Origin of the sequence: Nocardia niigatensis NBRC 100131 (assembly GCF_000308655.1) — a bacterium.
GTDB classification, from domain to species: Bacteria; Actinomycetota; Actinomycetes; order Mycobacteriales; family Mycobacteriaceae; genus Nocardia; species Nocardia niigatensis.
Window position 1 is genome coordinate 20474 of the sequence record NZ_BAGC01000012.1, and the last position, 15497, is coordinate 35970.

The 15497-nt window shown below is 69.6% G+C and carries 16 protein-coding genes; 8 read left to right on the forward strand and 8 right to left on the reverse strand.

The annotated features are described in order from the left end of the window. Both ON33_RS05500 and ON33_RS05505 read right to left on the reverse strand, forming a co-directional pair. Positions 1 to 342: an NAD(P) transhydrogenase subunit alpha part 2 gene (locus tag ON33_RS05500; RefSeq protein ID WP_040855936.1), complete on the reverse strand. Its 342-nt coding sequence runs from the start codon at positions 340 to 342 to the stop codon at positions 1 to 3. Beyond that, on the reverse strand, positions 342 to 1484 hold the full coding sequence (locus ON33_RS05505; protein WP_040855939.1) for a Re/Si-specific NAD(P)(+) transhydrogenase subunit alpha: 1143 nt from the start codon (positions 1482 to 1484) through the stop codon (positions 342 to 344). Before ON33_RS05505 ends, ON33_RS05500 begins: the two co-directional genes overlap by 1 nt. A 323-nt stretch (positions 1485 to 1807) precedes the next feature. Here ON33_RS05505 and ON33_RS05510 point away from each other — a divergent pair, with 323 nt between their 5' ends. From ON33_RS05510 to ON33_RS05520, 3 genes are read left to right on the forward strand one after another with little or no spacing between them, the layout of a single operon-like run. Next, positions 1808 to 2257, forward strand: coding sequence for an HIT family protein (locus ON33_RS05510; RefSeq protein WP_040856004.1), 450 nt, complete (start codon positions 1808 to 1810; stop codon positions 2255 to 2257). Then, positions 2254 to 3072, forward strand: a complete 819-nt coding sequence (locus ON33_RS05515) for a maleylpyruvate isomerase family mycothiol-dependent enzyme (protein ID WP_040855942.1) — start codon at positions 2254 to 2256, stop codon at positions 3070 to 3072. Before ON33_RS05510 ends, ON33_RS05515 begins: the two co-directional genes overlap by 4 nt. A 2-nt stretch (positions 3073 to 3074) precedes the next feature. Beyond that, positions 3075 to 3713 (forward strand): Type 1 glutamine amidotransferase-like domain-containing protein, encoded by a 639-nt coding sequence (locus ON33_RS05520; RefSeq protein WP_040855944.1) that lies wholly within the window; start codon positions 3075 to 3077, stop codon positions 3711 to 3713. Between the two features lie 68 nt (positions 3714 to 3781). On the opposite strand, the gene ON33_RS05525 is transcribed toward ON33_RS05520, so the two are convergent. Further along, positions 3782 to 5224 (reverse strand): MFS transporter, encoded by a 1443-nt coding sequence (locus tag ON33_RS05525; protein WP_040855946.1) that lies wholly within the window; start codon positions 5222 to 5224, stop codon positions 3782 to 3784. 59 nt (positions 5225 to 5283) lie between these two features. Between ON33_RS05525 and ON33_RS05530 the strand changes: the two genes are divergently transcribed. Continuing rightward, on the forward strand, positions 5284 to 5820 hold the full coding sequence (locus ON33_RS05530) for a MarR family winged helix-turn-helix transcriptional regulator (RefSeq protein WP_040855949.1): 537 nt from the start codon (positions 5284 to 5286) through the stop codon (positions 5818 to 5820). Between the two features lie 18 nt (positions 5821 to 5838). Here ON33_RS05530 and ON33_RS43070 read toward each other — a convergent pair whose 3' ends face one another. Next, on the reverse strand, positions 5839 to 7272 hold the full coding sequence (locus tag ON33_RS43070; protein ID WP_040855951.1) for an MFS transporter: 1434 nt from the start codon (positions 7270 to 7272) through the stop codon (positions 5839 to 5841). A 137-nt stretch (positions 7273 to 7409) separates the two neighbouring features. Continuing rightward, positions 7410 to 8267: an NAD(P)H-binding protein gene (locus tag ON33_RS05540; RefSeq protein ID WP_040856006.1), complete on the reverse strand. Its 858-nt coding sequence runs from the start codon at positions 8265 to 8267 to the stop codon at positions 7410 to 7412. 74 nt (positions 8268 to 8341) lie between these two features. On the opposite strand from ON33_RS05540, the gene ON33_RS05545 reads away from it, so the two are divergent. After that, a complete protein-coding gene (locus ON33_RS05545; protein WP_040855955.1) occupies positions 8342 to 9298 on the forward strand; it encodes an AraC family transcriptional regulator in 957 nt (318 codons plus the stop codon). A gap of 183 nt (positions 9299 to 9481) precedes the next feature. After that, complete coding sequence (locus ON33_RS05550; RefSeq protein ID WP_040855958.1) at positions 9482 to 9919, forward strand: acyl-CoA thioesterase; 438 nt, start codon at positions 9482 to 9484, stop codon at positions 9917 to 9919. On the opposite strand, the gene ON33_RS05555 is transcribed toward ON33_RS05550, so the two are convergent. Genes ON33_RS05555 through pdhA form a run of 3 tightly spaced genes read right to left on the reverse strand, consistent with a single transcriptional unit; the run spans position 9916 to position 13436 of the window. Next, on the reverse strand, positions 9916 to 11331 hold the full coding sequence (locus ON33_RS05555) for a dihydrolipoamide acetyltransferase family protein (protein WP_040856010.1): 1416 nt from the start codon (positions 11329 to 11331) through the stop codon (positions 9916 to 9918). The genes ON33_RS05550 and ON33_RS05555 overlap by 4 nt on opposite strands. A gap of 45 nt (positions 11332 to 11376) precedes the next feature. Continuing rightward, positions 11377 to 12360 (reverse strand): alpha-ketoacid dehydrogenase subunit beta, encoded by a 984-nt coding sequence (locus ON33_RS05560; RefSeq protein ID WP_040855961.1) that lies wholly within the window; start codon positions 12358 to 12360, stop codon positions 11377 to 11379. Then, positions 12357 to 13436, reverse strand: a complete 1080-nt coding sequence (gene pdhA, locus ON33_RS05565) for a pyruvate dehydrogenase (acetyl-transferring) E1 component subunit alpha (RefSeq protein WP_040855963.1) — start codon at positions 13434 to 13436, stop codon at positions 12357 to 12359. Before pdhA ends, ON33_RS05560 begins: the two co-directional genes overlap by 4 nt. A gap of 180 nt (positions 13437 to 13616) precedes the next feature. Here pdhA and ON33_RS05570 point away from each other — a divergent pair, with 180 nt between their 5' ends. Together ON33_RS05570 and ON33_RS05575 are read left to right on the forward strand one after the other, a co-directional pair. After that, positions 13617 to 14144, forward strand: a complete 528-nt coding sequence (locus ON33_RS05570) for an Lrp/AsnC family transcriptional regulator (protein ID WP_040856012.1) — start codon at positions 13617 to 13619, stop codon at positions 14142 to 14144. 77 nt (positions 14145 to 14221) lie between these two features. After that, positions 14222 to 15427 carry a benzoate/H(+) symporter BenE family transporter gene (locus tag ON33_RS05575; RefSeq protein WP_040855965.1) on the forward strand — a complete coding sequence of 402 codons (1206 nt, stop codon included), beginning with the start codon at positions 14222 to 14224 and terminating at the stop codon, positions 15425 to 15427. Positions 15428 to 15497 lie beyond the last annotated feature (70 nt).

Consider the following 15497-nt stretch of genomic DNA (forward strand, 5'->3'; position numbering starts at 1 on the left):
TCAGCGGCCCGCCTTCACAGATTCATCGCTTCGCTTCGCTTCGCCCGCAGCAGGCTTCTTTGCTTTGAACATGCCCAGCATGCGGTCGGTCACGACGAAACCGCCGATGACGTTCAGGGTTCCGAATACGACGGCGACGAACAGGATGATCTGCATGAGTACCGACGGGTGCTGTACTTTGCCGAACACCACGAGCGCGCCGAGTACCACGATGCCGTGAATGGCGTTGGTGCCGGACATGAGTGGGGTGTGCAGGGTGTTGGGCACCTTGGAGATCACGGCGAAGCCCACGAACCCGGACAGCACCAGGATCGCGATATTCGCCAGCAGTTGGGTGTACATCAGGCTTCCACCTTCTGAGCGCTCGGCTCGCTTCGCTCGCGTGTGACGCAGGAATCCGCCAGCACCTGATCGGAGAAATCGGGTGCCAGTACACCGTCTTTGAGCATGAGTTCGAGCAGGGCGGCGATGTTCTTGGAGTACAACTCCGAGGCGTGCTCGGGCATGGTGGCCGGCAGGTTCAGCGGCGAGGCGATGGTGACGCCGTGGCGGACAACGGTTTTGCCGGGTTCGGTCAGCTCGCAGTTACCGCCGGTCTCACCGGCCAGGTCCACGATCACGCTGCCGGGTTTCATGCCCTCCACCGCGGCGGCGGTCACCAGGCGCGGGGCCGGGCGGCCGGGGACCAGCGCGGTGGTGATGACCACGTCGAAGCCCTTGATGGCGTCCTCGAGGGCCTGTTGCTGCTGGGCCTTCTCCTCGTCGGTGAGTTCGCGGGCGTAGCCGCCCTCACCGGCGGCGTCGATGCCCAGGTCCAGCCATTGCGCGCCGACCGAGCGCACCTGGTCGGCGACCTCGGGGCGAACGTCGTACCCGGTGGTGCGGCCACCGAGGCGTTTGGCGGTGGCCAGGGCTTGCAGTCCGGCGACACCGACGCCGAGGACCAGCACGGTGGCCGGCTTCACGGTGCCCGCGGCGGTGGTCAGCATGGGGAAGAATCGGGTGGATTCCGACGCGGCGAGCAGCACGGCCTTGTAGCCGGCGACGTTGGCCTGCGAGGAGAGCGCGTCCATGACCTGGGCGCGGGAGATACGCGGAATGGCTTCCACCGCAAAGGCTTGCACGCCCGCGCTCTCGAGCGCGCCGATCTTGTTGTCGGCGTTGCGGGGTGCGAGGAAACCGATCAGCGTCTGCCCCGACGACAGCTTGGCGATCTCGCTGTCGTTCGGCGCGGCGACCTTCACGACCACCTCGGCGCTGTACGGATCACCCAGCGTCGCACCGGCCTCGGTGTACGCCTCGTCCGGAATCAACGCGCCCAGACCGGCACCGGCCTCGACGATCACCTCGACACCCTGCTTCAGCAGGGCCGGAATGATCTTCGGCACCAATGCGACGCGTCGTTCGTCAGGGTTCGTCTCGCGAACCACTCCGACGCGCGCACCGCGGGGCGCAGCGGTCTGTGCGCTCTGCGTTGTGTCCACTTGCCAAACTTCCTTCTCGTGGTGAGCCCAGGTCACCCTGATGTCGGGGCCGCGTCACCGGTCCAACGGCGGGCCGAACTTACTCGGTAGTAAGTTCGTGAGAATTCTCGCAACTGTACCTGGTTCGCGGTGAGCGTAGCGGAGATGCCCGTCACATGGTGTGGCGAGAAAACCGGACAACTCCATGCTCGACCGGGGTTCACGCCCCGGCAAGCTCGAAGAATTCTGTGTGCTACCGACCAGTAGGTGTGGGTCTGATTGTGCTCACATCGGGGGCGTGTAGGGGGTGTCGCGCGCCACTTGTACGCCGTAATGTCTGCATGGTGAGTGGCTGCATGTTCTGCCGGATCGTCGCGGGCGACGCACCCGCGACCAAGATCTTCGAAGACGACACCCTCGTGGCGTTCCTGGACATCCGGCCCATCACCCGGGGCCACACGCTGGTGATCCCCAAGCGGCACGCCACCGATCTCGACGAGCTCGACCCGGCTCTCGGCGCCCAGCTGTTCGCCTTCGGCCATCGCCTGGCCAAGTCCATGCGCCGCGCCGGCCTCGGCGCCGACGGCGCCAACCTGCTGATCAACGACGGCAAGGCCGCATTCCAGACCGTTCATCACGTGCATCTGCACGTCATCCCGCGTCATCACGGCGACACGCTGCGTTTCGCCAAGGGTTTCGTGCTGCGCCGCCCACACGACACCGAGCGGACGGCCGCGGCACTGCGCTCCGGACTGGACCGGCTCGCCGAGGAAGATAGGGAGACCACCGCATGACGGACACGGTGCCGGACCGCGCCGAGATCACAGCCCTCCTGTCCGACCAGTGGGACGCTCTGACCCGGCTGGTGGACGGCCTGGACGAGAACCGATGGCGCACGGCCTCACCGCTGCCCGGCTGGACGGTGTTCGATGTGCTCGCCCACGTGGTCGGCACCGAATCGATCCTGCTGGGCGAGCCGACCCCCGATCTCGCGGTGGCCGGTGAGCACATTCGCAACGACATCGGCGCACTCAACGAGAAGTGGATCGAATCGCTGCGCCCACTTGCCGGTTCCCAGTTGCTGGAACGGTTCCTGGACGTCACCGGCCGCCGGTTGAAGGCGCTCGAGCAGACCACCCCCGAGGCCTGGGCCGAACCCGTGCCGACCCCCGTTGGCATGGCCCCCTACGCCCGGTTCATGCGCATCCGCCTGTTCGACTGCTGGATGCACGAGCACGACATCGCCGACGCGCTCGGCGTGGCCGTCGACGAGGGCGGCAGCCGCGGCGCCGCGGCCTTCCCCGAACTGCTGACCGCGCTGGGCAAGGCCGCGGTGAAAGGCGCGGGCGCGCCGGACGGTTCGCGCATCACCGTCGAACTGACCGGGCCGCTGCCGCAGACCCTGCACCTCGCGGTCGACGGCGGCCGCGCGGGCCTGGTCGAAACCCTCGACGCCCCAGCGGGTCTGGTGGTCGCCATGGGCTCCGGTCTGTTCGCCCGCTTGCGCGGGGGCCGCACCACCGCCGACGCGCACGCGGGAGAGATCACCCTCACCGGCGACACCGACCTCGGCAACCGCCTGGTCCGCAGCCTGGCCTTCACCATCTGACCGTGCGACTGTTCCTGTCCAGCTACCGTTTCGGCGCGCACCAGCAGCGACTGCTCGACATGATCGGCGACCCGGGCCCCGTGGCGGTGATCGCGAACGCCTGTGATGCCTGGCCTTCGGCCTGGCAGGGCGCGGTCACCAGCGACCTGGTGCCGCTGCGCCGGTTGGGCTTCCGGCCCGACATCCTCGATCTGCGCGACCATATCGGCCGCCCGGCCGAGGTCGAGCGGCGACTGCGCGGGTATCCGATGGTCTGGGTGCGCGGCGGCAACACCTTCGTGCTGCGCGCCCAATTCGCCCGCAGCGGAGCCGATCTCGCGCTGACCACACTGCTCGCCGAGGACGCTCTCGTGTACGCGGGTTACAGCGCGGGCGCCTGTGTCATGACGCCCGACCTGCACGGCATCGAGTCCATCGACGATCCGGACGAGGTCCGCACCGCCTGCGGCGTCGAACCCCGGTGGGACGGACTGGGTCTCGTCGATCACCGCATCGTCCCGCATCTCGACTCCCCGACCGACCCCGAGGGCCTGTCCCGAAAACTGGTGCGCGAGTACGCGTCGGCGGGGGTTCCGCACTGGGCGCTGACCGACGATCACGTCGTGGTCGTCGACGGCGCTCGAACCGAGGTCCTGACCTAACCGTTCCGGCACAGAAAAACCCGCGCACACCGGGTGGTGTGCGCGGGTTCTGCTGCCCGGCAGTTGGTTCAGTACCCCTTGTGGCGGATGCCGTGGCCGAGAGCGACGGCGGCCGCGCCGAACGCGCCGATCGCGAGGGTCGCGAAGCTGGCGACGTAGGCGCCCTCGGTCGGCACGGTGGCGTGCGGGCCGAGGTGCAGCACGTGGGCGGTCAGGATCGAGCCCGTGATCGCACCGGCGATCGAGCCGCCCGCGGTGCGCACCAGCGAGTTGATGCCGGAGGCGATACCGCTCTCGCTCATCGGGACGTGCTGCACGGCCAGGCTGCCCAGCGCCGCGTAGCCGATGCCGAAACCGGCGCCCTGCAAGATCTGCGCGATGATCATGTCGTACTGGTGATCGTGCGAGATCGCCAGCCAGCCCATGGACAGCCCGGCGAACACCGCGCCGATGGCCAGCGTGTAGGCGGGGCCGATCTTCGCGGAGATGCGGCCGGTATTGAAGGAGAAGTAGGTCATGAGCGCCGCGCTCGGGATGCCGTAGAGGCCGACCGAGAGCACGGTGCCCGACAGGCCGTAGCCGACCTTGTCCGCCGGGGTCTGAATGAAGTTCGACACCAGCGAGAACGCGCCGAACATGGAGAAGCCGAGCAGCGCCGAGGCCACGTTGGCGGACAGCGACTGCGGTCCGACCAGCAGTTGCAGGCGCACCAGCGGCTGTTCGACCCTGAGCTCTGTGAAGACCCAGATGGCGGCGAGCACGGCCGCGGCCACGAACAGCGCGATGACCGAGCCGGAGCCCCAGCCCCAGCGCGGGCCCTCGCTGATGCCCAGCAGCAGGCAGACCAGCAGGGCGGCCAGCAGTGCGGCGCCGACGAAGTCGGGCTTGCCGCCGTGGCGGACGCCATTGTTCTTGGCGCTCACCTGGATCAGCACGGTGGCGATGACGCCCAGGGCCGCGGTCAGCCAGAAGACCGGGTGCGAATCGGTGGTGTGATCGGCGATGAGACCGGTGGCCAGCAGGCCGACGGTGCCGCCGACACCCATGGTGCCGGACACGATTCCGATTGCGCTGACCAGTCTTTCGCGCGGGAAGGTGTCGCGGATGATGCCGATGGCGAGCGGGATCATGGCCGAGGAGATGCCCTGCAGCGCGCGGCCTGCGATGTAGACCGGCAGCGTGGTGGCGAAGGCGCAGATGACCGAGCCGACGATGAGCACGCCCATGGTGACCATGACCATCGGCTTCTTGCCGTACATGTCGCCGAAGCGGGAGAGCAAGGGGGTGGCAACCGCGCCGGAGAGCAGGGCGGCGGTGAACAGCCAGGTGACCCCGGCGACGTCGGTGTGCAGCTGCGTGATGAAACGCGGCAGCAGTGGAATCACAACGGTTTGCTGCAGCGACACGACCAGGCCGGCCGCACACAGCGCAAGCAGAGTGAGGCCCAGGTGGGCCTTCGTGTGGTCGTCGGGTTTGGTCCCGTCGACCTGACCGACAGCGGTCGTTGTCATGCGGCGATCCTTTGGTTTACTTACCAAAATTAAGTAAATGGGTTTCGTAAGATAACCACATGCCGCGACCGGAAGCCACTCCCGCCACCCGAGATGATGCAGGTCACATCGTTGAACTGGAGCGCGCGCTGGCCCGAGTCGCCTATCTGCTGACCCGGGTCCGCCGCCATGATCAAGCCATGGTGCAGTGCGGGCTCACCATGGATCGGGCCAGTGTTCCGCTGCTGCGGCTGCTCGCCGATGCGGACCGGCCCTTGCGCCTGGGCGAGCTCGCCACCCGCCTCGATGTCGAGGCCCCGCACGTGAGTCGTCAGATCCAGCGGCTGGAGAAGGCCGGATACGTCGAGCGGGTGCCCGATCCCGACGACCGCCGCGCCCAGCTGGTCCGTCCGACCGCCACCGGCCGCCGCGCCGTCGAGGCGGTCCGCGAGGTGCTGCGCGGGTGGATGCTGGAGGCGCTCTCCGACTGGACCACCGAGGACCTGCAGTCCCTCGCGACCCTCAACCACCGCATGGTCGACGCCTTCCTCGACCACGCCGATTTCATCGGCGACTTCGGCGCGACCGCCCGGGACCGGCCCAGCGGCACCGCCTGAGCCGTCCGGCCGCCGCGGCTACCGGTCCGCGGCGGGTGCGGCGACCGCGCGAGCGCCCCAGGCGCACAACAGCATTGCCACCAGCGGCACCGCCATCGCGGTGGTGAGGGGCACGGCCTTGTCGAGCCAGCCGATGAGCGCGGGCCCGGCCAGCAGGCCCACGTACCCGAGCCCGAACACCCGCGACATATCGGTGGCGGCGGTGCGGGAGCCGAGATTTCCCGCGGCCGTGAACACCTGCGGGACGCCGCCGGACAGTCCGATGCCGCACAGCGTCCACCCCAGCAGGGTGAGCGGCAGCCACCCCGATGTCACCACGAGCCCGAAACCGGTGGCCGCCAGCAGCGTTCCCCAGCGCACGATGGCCACCCGCCCGAACCGCTCGCTCACCCGGTCCGTCGCGAACCGCCCGAGCGTCATGGCCAGCGAGAACCCCGCGAACGCCAGCGCCGCCGTCCCCGCGTCCACCTCGAGCTGCCCTTTCACCTGCAGCGCACTCCAATCCGCCGCGACCCCTTCGGTCATCAGCAGCGCGAAGGCGATCAGGCCCAGCGCCAGCACCTTCCGCCCGACCCGGGCGGGCCCGGCGCTGCCCGCGAGCGTTTCCGTCGCGGCCGCACCATCTCCCACCGGGTCCGGTCCGGTGGCATGGACTTCAGCCGCCCCCGGGGTGTGGTGGGGCACGGTCCCGTCCGGTTCGCCGTCGGCGTGGTCGCCCGCGCGCCGTGCCCGGGTGGGCGGCGAATCACCCTCGGTTCCGGCCGCGTCGGGCCGGCTGATGATGTAGTCGGTGGCGGGAATCCCCGTGTGGCCCATTGGAATCGGGTGCTCCACGGGTGGCGGTGCGCCGCCCGAGTCTCGTCCGGGCGGAGCCGCGGCGGAGTGGGGGAGCAGTCGGGGGATCGTGACGGCGACGACGGCGAGGCCGAAGGCGCTGGACACCAGGAATGCGAGGTGCGGTGGCCAGTGGGCGTGCTGGGTGGCGGCGCCGAAGGCGGAGCCGAGGAAGCCGCCGCAGGAGAAGAAGGCGTGGAAGGCCGACATGATGGGCCGGGCGTAGGCGCGCTCGATATGGACGGCCTGGGCGTTCATGGAGACGTCGATCGCGCCATTGGCGAAACCGAAGGCGCCCAGCGCCAGTCCGAGGGCGAGCGGTGAACTCGCGTGGGCGGGGCCGAGCAGAGCCACGGACAGCAGGGTGGCGGCGGTGCCGGTGAGGGCGCGGCTGCCGAGCCGGTCCGCCAGGGGCCCGGCGGCCTGCATGCCGGCAATGGCGCAGGCCGCCATGAACAGGATCAGCATGCCCAGGGTGGTGGGTGACACGCCGGTGCGTCCGGTGACGGCGGGGATGTGCACGATCCAGACGGCCGAGAGCATCCCATTGAGACCGAACACCGCGAACAGCGCCAGGCGCGCCTTCCGGAGCCGGGGAGCGGGCGTCGTAGCGGCCATCGATACGACGCTACCGGGTGTGGCCCGGCCGCTCCCCGGTTTCCGCAGCTCTTCATGACAGCGTCGGCGCTTCGGCTGCGATCCGAATCGTTTGCAGTACAACCTGTTTGCCGGCCAGTCCAGGCGGGGCGGACAAGTTACGCGCTCGCTGCGACCGTCCAGGCGCCCGAACTCACCACCTCGCGCACATAATCGGCGAAGTCGCGCGGCTCCCGGCCCAGCGCCCGGCGCACCCCGTCGGCCGGCGGTGAGTTGCGCCCGTCGAGCACCGTGCCGAACAGGTAGTCGAGCAGGCTGATCTCGTCCGCGGGCACCCCGTAGGAGGTCAGCGCGGCGACGAAATCGGTTCGGGTGAGCGGAATGTAGGAGATGTCCCGCCCGGTCGCCGCCCCGATCGCGGCCACCGCGTCGGCGAAGGTGAGCGCGCGCGGTCCGGTCAGCTCGTACACCTGGCCGGCGTGCCGGTCGTCGAGCAACGCCGCGACCGCCACCTCGGCGATGTCGTCCGCGTGCACGAACGGCTCGGGCACGTCCCCGGCGGGCAGCGCCACCTCGCCGGCCAGGATGAAATCGGTGAACGCGCCCTCGCTGAAATTCTGCGCGAACCACGCGCACCGTACGACCGTCCAGTCCAGGCCCGAATCCCGCACGATGGCTTCACATTCCAGCGCCTCGGGCTCGCCACGACCGGACAGCAGCACCAGCTTGCGCACCCCGGCGGCGACGGCCCGATCGCAGAACGCCTTGATGTCCGCGGGCGCACCGGGCACCGCCAGATCCGGCTGGTAGGTCAGGTACACGGCGTCGACGCCCGCCAGGACCGCGGCCCAGGTGTCGCGGTCGGTCCAGTCGAACGGGATTGCGGCGGTGCGCGAACCGGCCCGCACGGGCACGCCGCGCGCGCCGAGCAGATCGGCCACCCGGTGCCCGGTCTTGCCGCTCGCACCGAGCACGAGAACGGTATTTGCGCAGTTCGAGGTGTCTTCGTTGATCATGTATCGAGTACACCGGGATTCGGCGAGCGCGAACATGGTTGAGAAGCGCACGGGCATTTGCCATCGTCTTCGGTATGGATGCGTTGGCCAGCCTGCTCGAAGGACCACGCGCGCGAGCCGCATTCGTGATGCGCTCGTCGGTCGACCCGCCCTGGTCGCTGCGCGTCCGTGACGAGGCCCCGCTGACCGTGGTGGCGGTGGTGCGCGGCGGCGGCTGGGTGACGCCGGAACCCAAGGGCGGCAAGCCGACTCCGCCGCGGCAGCTGCGCACCGGCGATATCGCCATCTTCCGCGGCCCCGACCACTATGTGGTCGCCGACGATCCGGCCACTCCGCCGCAGGTGCTCATCGAACCCGGCAATATCACCACCACCATGGACGGTGAGGTGCTGTGCGAGACACTGAGTCTGGGGGTGCGCAGCTGGGGCACCAGCGTCGACGCGGAGACCGTGCTGGTCACCGGCACCTACGAGCACGAATCGGCGGCCAGTCGCCGCCTGCTGCGGGCGTTGCCGCCCGTCGCGGTGCTCGGCCGCGACGAGATCGACGCCCGGGTGCTGGATCTGCTGGTCGACGAGGCCGCCAAGGACCTGCCCGCCCAGAGCGCCATGCTGGACCGACTATTGGATCTGCTGCTCATCGCGGCCCTGCGCGCCTGGTTCTCCCGGTCCGAGGCGCCCGCCTGGTATCACGCCTACGGTGATCCGCTGGTCGGCCGGGCCCTGCGCCTGATGCAGCACAATCCGGCCCATCCGTGGACGGTGGCGTCGCTGGCCGCCGAGGTCGGCGTGTCCCGGGCCGCACTGGCCCGCCGGTTCACCGAACTGGTCGGCGAGCCGCCCATGGCCTTCCTCACCGACTGGCGGCTGGCCCTGGCCGCCGACCTGCTGCACGAATCCGACGCCACCTTGGAATCCATTGCCCGCCGGGTCGGTTACGGCAGCGCCTTCGCCCTGTCGACCGCCTTCAAACGGCACTACGGCATCAGCCCCCGGGACCATCGCGCCACCCCTGACGAACGCTCCGCTTGATCGCTGGAGAGCATCGCGGCCGGAGCGGCTAAGGTTCGTTCACGGCAACCCTCACCCAAAGGTTCGCGGCCCGTCTCGATTCTGGACTGAGTGGAGCGGGGGGAGCGAAGCTGAGGAGCGGAGGGAGGGAAGAATCGAGACCTCCAGGGCCGCGAACCCGCCCGGAGCGAAGCGGAGGGCAAAATGACAGAGCGCTACCCGGTGCTGTGGCCGGTGCCGACGCGCTGGGCGGACAACGACCACTACGGGCACGTCAACAACGTGACGTACTACTCGTACTTCGATACCGCCGTGAACGCCTGGCTGATCAGCGCCACCGGCACCGATATCCGCGATCTGCACGCCATCGGCGTGGTCGCGCAGACCTCCTGTACCTTCCGCGGCTCGATCAGCTTCCCGGACATGCTGCGGGTGGGCATCCGGATCGCGCGGCTCGGCAACTCCAGCATCAACTACGAGCTGGCCATCTTCCGCGACGCCGGCGACACGCTGGAGCTGGCCGCCACCGGCACCTTCACCCACGTCTACGTGGACGAGGAAACCCGCAAGCCGGTCCCGATCCCGGCGGTCATCCGGGCGGTGGCCGAGCCGCTGGTGGTCACCGCTCCCTCGGAGGGCTAGACCCGGCCGAGCAGGGTCAGCGGATCCTCCAGCAGGGCCCCGATGCACGCCAGGAACCGCGAGCCCTGCTCGCCGTCGATCATGCGGTGATCGAAGCTGAGCCCAAGGCTGGTCACCCAGCGCACGGCCAGCTCGTCGCGATGCACCCACGGGCGCTTGCGGATGGAACCCAGGCACAGGATGGCCGCCTCGCCCGGATTCACCAGCGGCACACCGGTATCCACGCCGAAGACGCCGACATTGGTGATGGTGAAGGTGCCGCCGGTCAGGTCGGCGGGCGTGGCGGTGCCGCCGCGCGCCTTACCGGCCACCCCGGCGATCTCCAGGCACAGATCGCGCAGCGTGAACCCTTGTGCCTCCTTGAGATTCGGCACCAGCAGCCCGCGTTCGGTCGCGACTGCGATGCCCAGATTCACGTAGTGCTTGGTGACGATCTCCTGATTGGGTTCGTCCCAGACCGCATTGATCTCCGGGAATTCGATGAGCGCCGCCAGCGCGGCCCGCGCCACCAGCGCCAGCGGGGTGAGGGTCAGGCCGGTGAAACTGGGCGTGGCTCGCAGATGCTCGAGCAGCTCCATGGACGCGGTGAAATCGGTGGTCACGAAGGCGCTGGCCTGGGGAATGTGCTGGGCGCTGGCCACCATGGCGGCGGCGGTGCGCTTGCGGATTCCGCTGATGGGTGTGCGGGTTTCGCGTTCGGCGGGGACGGCGCGGCCGCCGGCCGCCGGATGCATGGGCGGCACCTCGGGCGCGGGATGCGGCGTGGGCAGCGCGCTGAGGGTGGCGGGCGGGGGCGGGGTGTGGATCGTGATGTGGCCCGCTCCAAGGGCTTCGGGCCGCATGCCGTGCAGATCCTCCACGGTGACCGCGCCGTGCGGCCCGGTCCCGCGTACCGCCCGCAGATCGATCCCGATCTCGCGGGCCAGTTTCCGGGCGGCGGGGGTGGCGGCCGCCCGCCCGGCCGGAGCCGAGCTGCCCAGGCCCTCGGGACCGTCCGAGCCCATGGCGCGCCGGGTCGAAACAGTCGGTGCGTCAGCCGCTTTCGCCGCAGCGCGGGCGGCGCGGCGGGATACCGGCTCACTGTCGGGGCCGTAGCCGACCAGCACCGACTGCCGTCCGTCCGGCGCACTCGGCTCCGAGCCCGCCTCCGGACCGGCGGCGGGCGCCGCGGCGGCCCGCGCGGCCACGCTGATCCGGATGAGCGGCGCGCCGACCGGCACCGTGTCGCCCGGTTCCGCCAGCAGTTCCAGCACCCGGCCCGCGTACGGACTGGGCAGCGCCACCTGAGCCTTGGCCGTCTCGACCTCGGCGATGGTCTGGTTCAGGGCCACGGTGTCGCCGACCGCGACCGACCACGACACCAATTCCGCGTCGGCCAATCCCTCACCGAGATCGGGCAAACGGAATTCCATGACCTGCTGCTGATCTTCCACCGGGCTTCCTCCGTGGCTTGACCGTTAGGCGGCGAGCGAGCGATCGACCGCGGCGAGAATGCGATCGGGGTCGGGCAGGTGGTGCCGCTCGAGTTTAGCCGGGGGATAGGGGATGTCGAAGCCACCGACGCGCAATACCGGTGATTCCAGATGGTAGAAGCAGCGTTCCGTGACCCGGGCCGCGATTTCGGCTCCCAGCCCGGCGAATACGGGCGCCTCGTGCACCACGATCAGACGCCCGGTTTTCCGCACCGAGGTTTCGATGGTGTCGAAATCGATCGGGGACAGGCTGCGCAGATCGATCACCTCGATCGAATGTCCCTCCGACGCCGCGATATCGGCGGCGGTGAGCGCCGTGGCGACCGTGCCGCCGTAGGCGACGATGGTGGCGTCCTCCCCGCCGGCGCAGACCCTGGCCTGGTCCAGGGCGATTCCGCCGTCCTGGTCGAGCCGGTCGAAATCCACCTCGGCCTTGTCCCAGTACCGGCGCTTGGGCTCGAAGAAGATCACCGGATCGTCGAGGGCGATGGCCTGGCGGATCATCGGATACGCGTCGGCCGGATTGCTCGGCGAGACCACCCGCAATCCCGCGGTGTGCGCGAAATACGCCTCCGGCGATTCCGAGTGATGCTCTACCGAACCGATGCCGCCGCCGAACGGAATGCGAATGGTTATGGGCACGCGCACTTTTCCGCGCGTCCGGAAGTGGATTTTCGCGACCTGCGAGACGATCTGGTCGAAGGCCGGATACACAAATCCGTCGAACTGGATTTCGCATACCGGCCGCAATCCGCGCAATGCCATTCCGAAAGCCGTTCCCACGATTCCGGATTCGGCCAGCGGCGCATCGATGACGCGGTTGTTGCCGAAATCCTTCTGCAGCGTGTCGGTGACCCGGAATACGCCGCCCAGCCGGCCGATGTCCTCACCCATCAGCACAACCTTCGGATCGTCCTCCAGCGCCCGGCGCAGTCCGGCATTGATCGCTCCCGCGAACGTGGTCTTCATCGCCCGGCTCCCTCCAGATAGGCGGCGTACTCGCGGCGTTCCTCCTCGATCAGCCGATGCGGTGTGGCGTAGACGTGGTCGAACAGTTCGGTGGGTTCCGGGTCGGGCATGGTGAGCGTGGCGGTGCGCAGCCGGGCCGCCACCTCGTCGGCGCGTTCGGTCACCGAGGTCTCGAAGGCGTTGTCCCACAGCTGTTCTCGTTCGAGCAGCCGCTTCAGCCGGTCGATGGGATCGCGCTGCTGCCAGATCTCGAGTTCCGCGGCGGTGCGGTAGCGGGTGGGGTCGTCGGCAGTCGTGTGCGGGCCCATCCGATAGGTGATGGCCTCGATGAAGCTGGGCCCGCCGCCTGCCCGCGCGTGCAGCAGCGCCTGCCGGGTCACGGCCAGCACGGCGAGGGCGTCGTTGCCGTCCACCTGCACGCCGGGGATGCCGTAACCGAGGGCGCGCCGCGCGATCGGGGTGGCGCTCTGTACGCGCACCGGCGCGCTGATGGCCCAGTGATTGTTCTGGCAGAAGAACACCACCGGCGCGCTCCAGCTCGCCGCGAACCCGAGTGCCTCGGCGATATCGCCCTGGCTGGTCGCGCCGTCGCCGAAGTAGGCGATGGTGGCGATCTCGGCGCCTTCGAGATGGGCGGCGTAGGCGTAGCCGGTGGCGTGTAAACCCTGGGAGCCCACCACGATCGCGGGGTTGGTCATCTTGACCGCGTCGGCGTCCCAGCAGGAGTGGGCGGCGCCGCGCCAGAGCCGGGTGAGGTCCTCTGGCGGGACGCCGCGGCAGTAGGCGACGCCGGCCTCCCGGTAGCTGCAGAAGACGTAGTCGTCGGGGGCGAGGGCGTGGGCCGAACCGATCTGCGCCGCCTCCTGGCCCAGTAGTGGCGGCCACAGTCCGAGCTGGCCCTGCCGTTGCAGGGCGGTGGCCTCGGTGTCGATGCGCCGGGCCACGACCATGTCGGTGTACATGGCTCGGAGTCGGGTGCCGTCGATATCGGCGACGAGCGGGGCGTGCGCGCGATCCAGTACGCGATGACCGTCGGGCTGTACGAGCTGCACCGGGTAGGTGTTCTTCTCGGGCATGGGTATCGCCTCCTGACACCGGGTTACACCGTTGTCGCCCTGGGGATTGTGTCCCGTGAGCAACCGATGTGTGTCCTGTATCACATAGCATCCTCCGCTGAGCGATGTGTGCAAGCCCGCCGCGCCGAACTGTGCAGAATGCTCGGTCGTCGGCCGGTCGCGGGTGTCATACTGATCCCCATGAGCAGCAGGGAGCCCCTTTCTGCCCCGCTGGACGCCACCGATGCCCGTCTGTTGCTGGAACTGGTGGCCAACCCGCGCGCCACCGGTGTCGAACTGGCCGCCCGGCTGGGCCTCTCGCGCAATACCGTGCAGGCCAGGCTGGCGCGCTGGGAGGCGGGCGGGGTGCTCTCCAGCTTCGAGCGCCGGGTGGATCCGCGGGTGCTGGGCTATCCGCTGGCGGCCTTCGTGGCGGTGGTGGTCGATCAGCATCGACTCGACTCGGTGGTTGCCGAACTGGCCGAGATTCCGGAGGTCACCGAGGTCTGCGGCATGACCGGGCCGACCGATCTGACGGTCCGGGTGGTCGCCGCCGACGCCGATGATCTGTACCGTCTGACCGGCAGCATTCTGAAGATTCCGGGGGTGGAGCGCACCAATATGGCGCTGGTGATGCGCTCGCTGGTCGGGCCGCGCGTCACGCCGCTGCTGGAACGGCTGGCGGTGCAGAACGGGTCGGGCCGACCGCAGGATGCCGACCGGTTCTGACTGTTTCGCTGAATTTCAGTCCAGTTTCGAGGGATTGGCCGCTGACCTCGGGGTGACTGGACCGCGACTATGACCCGATGGGTACCAGCGTCACCAGCACTCCGGAGGTCGAGAGTCCGCCCACGGCCGGCATCGGGCAGCCGGTCGGGGCCGGCATCGTCACCGCCCTCGTCGGATTCACCAGTTCCTTCGCGGTGGTGCTCGCGGGCCTGACCGCCATGGGGGCGACCTCCGCGCAAGCGGCGTCCGGACTGCTGGCAGTCTGCGTGACCCAGGCCGTCGGCATGATCGTGCTCAGCCGCCGGTACCGGATGCCGATCACACTGGCCTGGTCCACGCCCGGTGCCGCACTGCTGGCGAGCACCGGCGCGGTGTCCGGCGGCTGGGCGGCCGCGGTGGGCGCGTTCGCGGTGGCGGGCGGGCTCATCGTGCTGACCGGATTCTGGCAGCGCCTGGGCGCGCTCATCGCGGCGATTCCGGTGGAGATCGCGCAGGCCATGCTCGCCGGAGTGCTGCTGCCGATGTGCCTGGCGCCGGTGAAGGCGCTACCGGTGAGCCCGGCCGTGGTGGTGCCGGTCATCGCGACCTGGCTTGTGCTGCAACGCTTCGCACCGCGCTGGTCGGTGCTGGCCGCCTTCGCCGTCGCGGCCGTCGGCGCGGCGGTCGACATCGCGGTGACCCACCGCCGCATGGATCTGCCGGCCCTGGTGCCGCGCGTGGAATGGACTGTGCCGCACTGGAATTGGCAGGCCGTTATCGGCGTCGCGGTGCCGCTGTACATCGTGACCATGGCCGCGCAGAACATTCCGGGCACGGCGGTCATGAAGACCTTCGGCTATCAGGTGCCGTGGCGGGCGGCCATGACGATCACGGGGCTGGGCACGGTGCTCGGCGCGCCCGCGGGCGGGCACGCCATCAACCTGGCGGCCATCAGCGCCGCGCTCTCCGCCGCCCCCTCCGCGCATCCGGATCCGAGGCGCCGGTGGATCGCCGCGTTCACCGCCGGCTGCATGTACCTGGTGCTCGCCCTGGCCTCGGGCGCGCTCGTCATGCTGGTGGCCGCCGCGCCCAAGGGCGTGCTGGAAACCGTTGCGGGCCTTGCCCTCATCGCCACGCTGGCGGGCGCGCTGACCGCCGCGCTGACGCCCGCCGCGCACCGGTCCGCGGCCGCGCTCACCTTCCTGGTGGCCGCCTCCGGCATCGCCCTGCTCGGTGTCGGGGCGGCCTTCTGGGCGCTGGTCGCGGGTCTGCTGGCGCGCTGGTTCCTGCCCCCGGCGAAATAGGTTCCCGCCCGCGGCGAGACAGCGGGACGGCCGGGCTGCTGCGGGGTCCGGCCGGCGGTGGTTAGGGTGG

What these genes read in the sequence shown, in the direction of transcription:
- ON33_RS05500 (WP_040855936.1), bottom strand. Translation starts at nt 342, where the DNA reads ATGTACACCCAACTGCTGGCGAATATCGCGATCCTGGTGCTGTCCGGG.
- ON33_RS05515 (WP_040855942.1), top strand. Translation starts at nt 2,254, where the DNA reads ATGACGGACACGGTGCCGGACCGCGCCGAGATCACAGCCCTCCTGTCC.
- ON33_RS05525 (WP_040855946.1), bottom strand. Translation starts at nt 5,224, where the DNA reads ATGACAACGACCGCTGTCGGTCAGGTCGACGGGACCAAACCCGACGAC.
- ON33_RS05530 (WP_040855949.1), top strand. Translation starts at nt 5,284, where the DNA reads ATGCCGCGACCGGAAGCCACTCCCGCCACCCGAGATGATGCAGGTCAC.
- ON33_RS43070 (WP_040855951.1), bottom strand. Translation starts at nt 7,272, where the DNA reads ATGGCCGCTACGACGCCCGCTCCCCGGCTCCGGAAGGCGCGCCTGGCG.
- ON33_RS05540 (WP_040856006.1), bottom strand. Translation starts at nt 8,267, where the DNA reads ATGATCAACGAAGACACCTCGAACTGCGCAAATACCGTTCTCGTGCTC.
- ON33_RS05545 (WP_040855955.1), top strand. Translation starts at nt 8,342, where the DNA reads ATGGATGCGTTGGCCAGCCTGCTCGAAGGACCACGCGCGCGAGCCGCA.
- ON33_RS05550 (WP_040855958.1), top strand. Translation starts at nt 9,482, where the DNA reads ATGACAGAGCGCTACCCGGTGCTGTGGCCGGTGCCGACGCGCTGGGCG.
- ON33_RS05555 (WP_040856010.1), bottom strand. Translation starts at nt 11,331, where the DNA reads ATGGAATTCCGTTTGCCCGATCTCGGTGAGGGATTGGCCGACGCGGAA.
- ON33_RS05560 (WP_040855961.1), bottom strand. Translation starts at nt 12,360, where the DNA reads ATGAAGACCACGTTCGCGGGAGCGATCAATGCCGGACTGCGCCGGGCG.
- pdhA (WP_040855963.1), bottom strand. Translation starts at nt 13,436, where the DNA reads ATGCCCGAGAAGAACACCTACCCGGTGCAGCTCGTACAGCCCGACGGT.
- ON33_RS05570 (WP_040856012.1), top strand. Translation starts at nt 13,617, where the DNA reads ATGAGCAGCAGGGAGCCCCTTTCTGCCCCGCTGGACGCCACCGATGCC.
- ON33_RS05575 (WP_040855965.1), top strand. Translation starts at nt 14,222, where the DNA reads ATGGGTACCAGCGTCACCAGCACTCCGGAGGTCGAGAGTCCGCCCACG.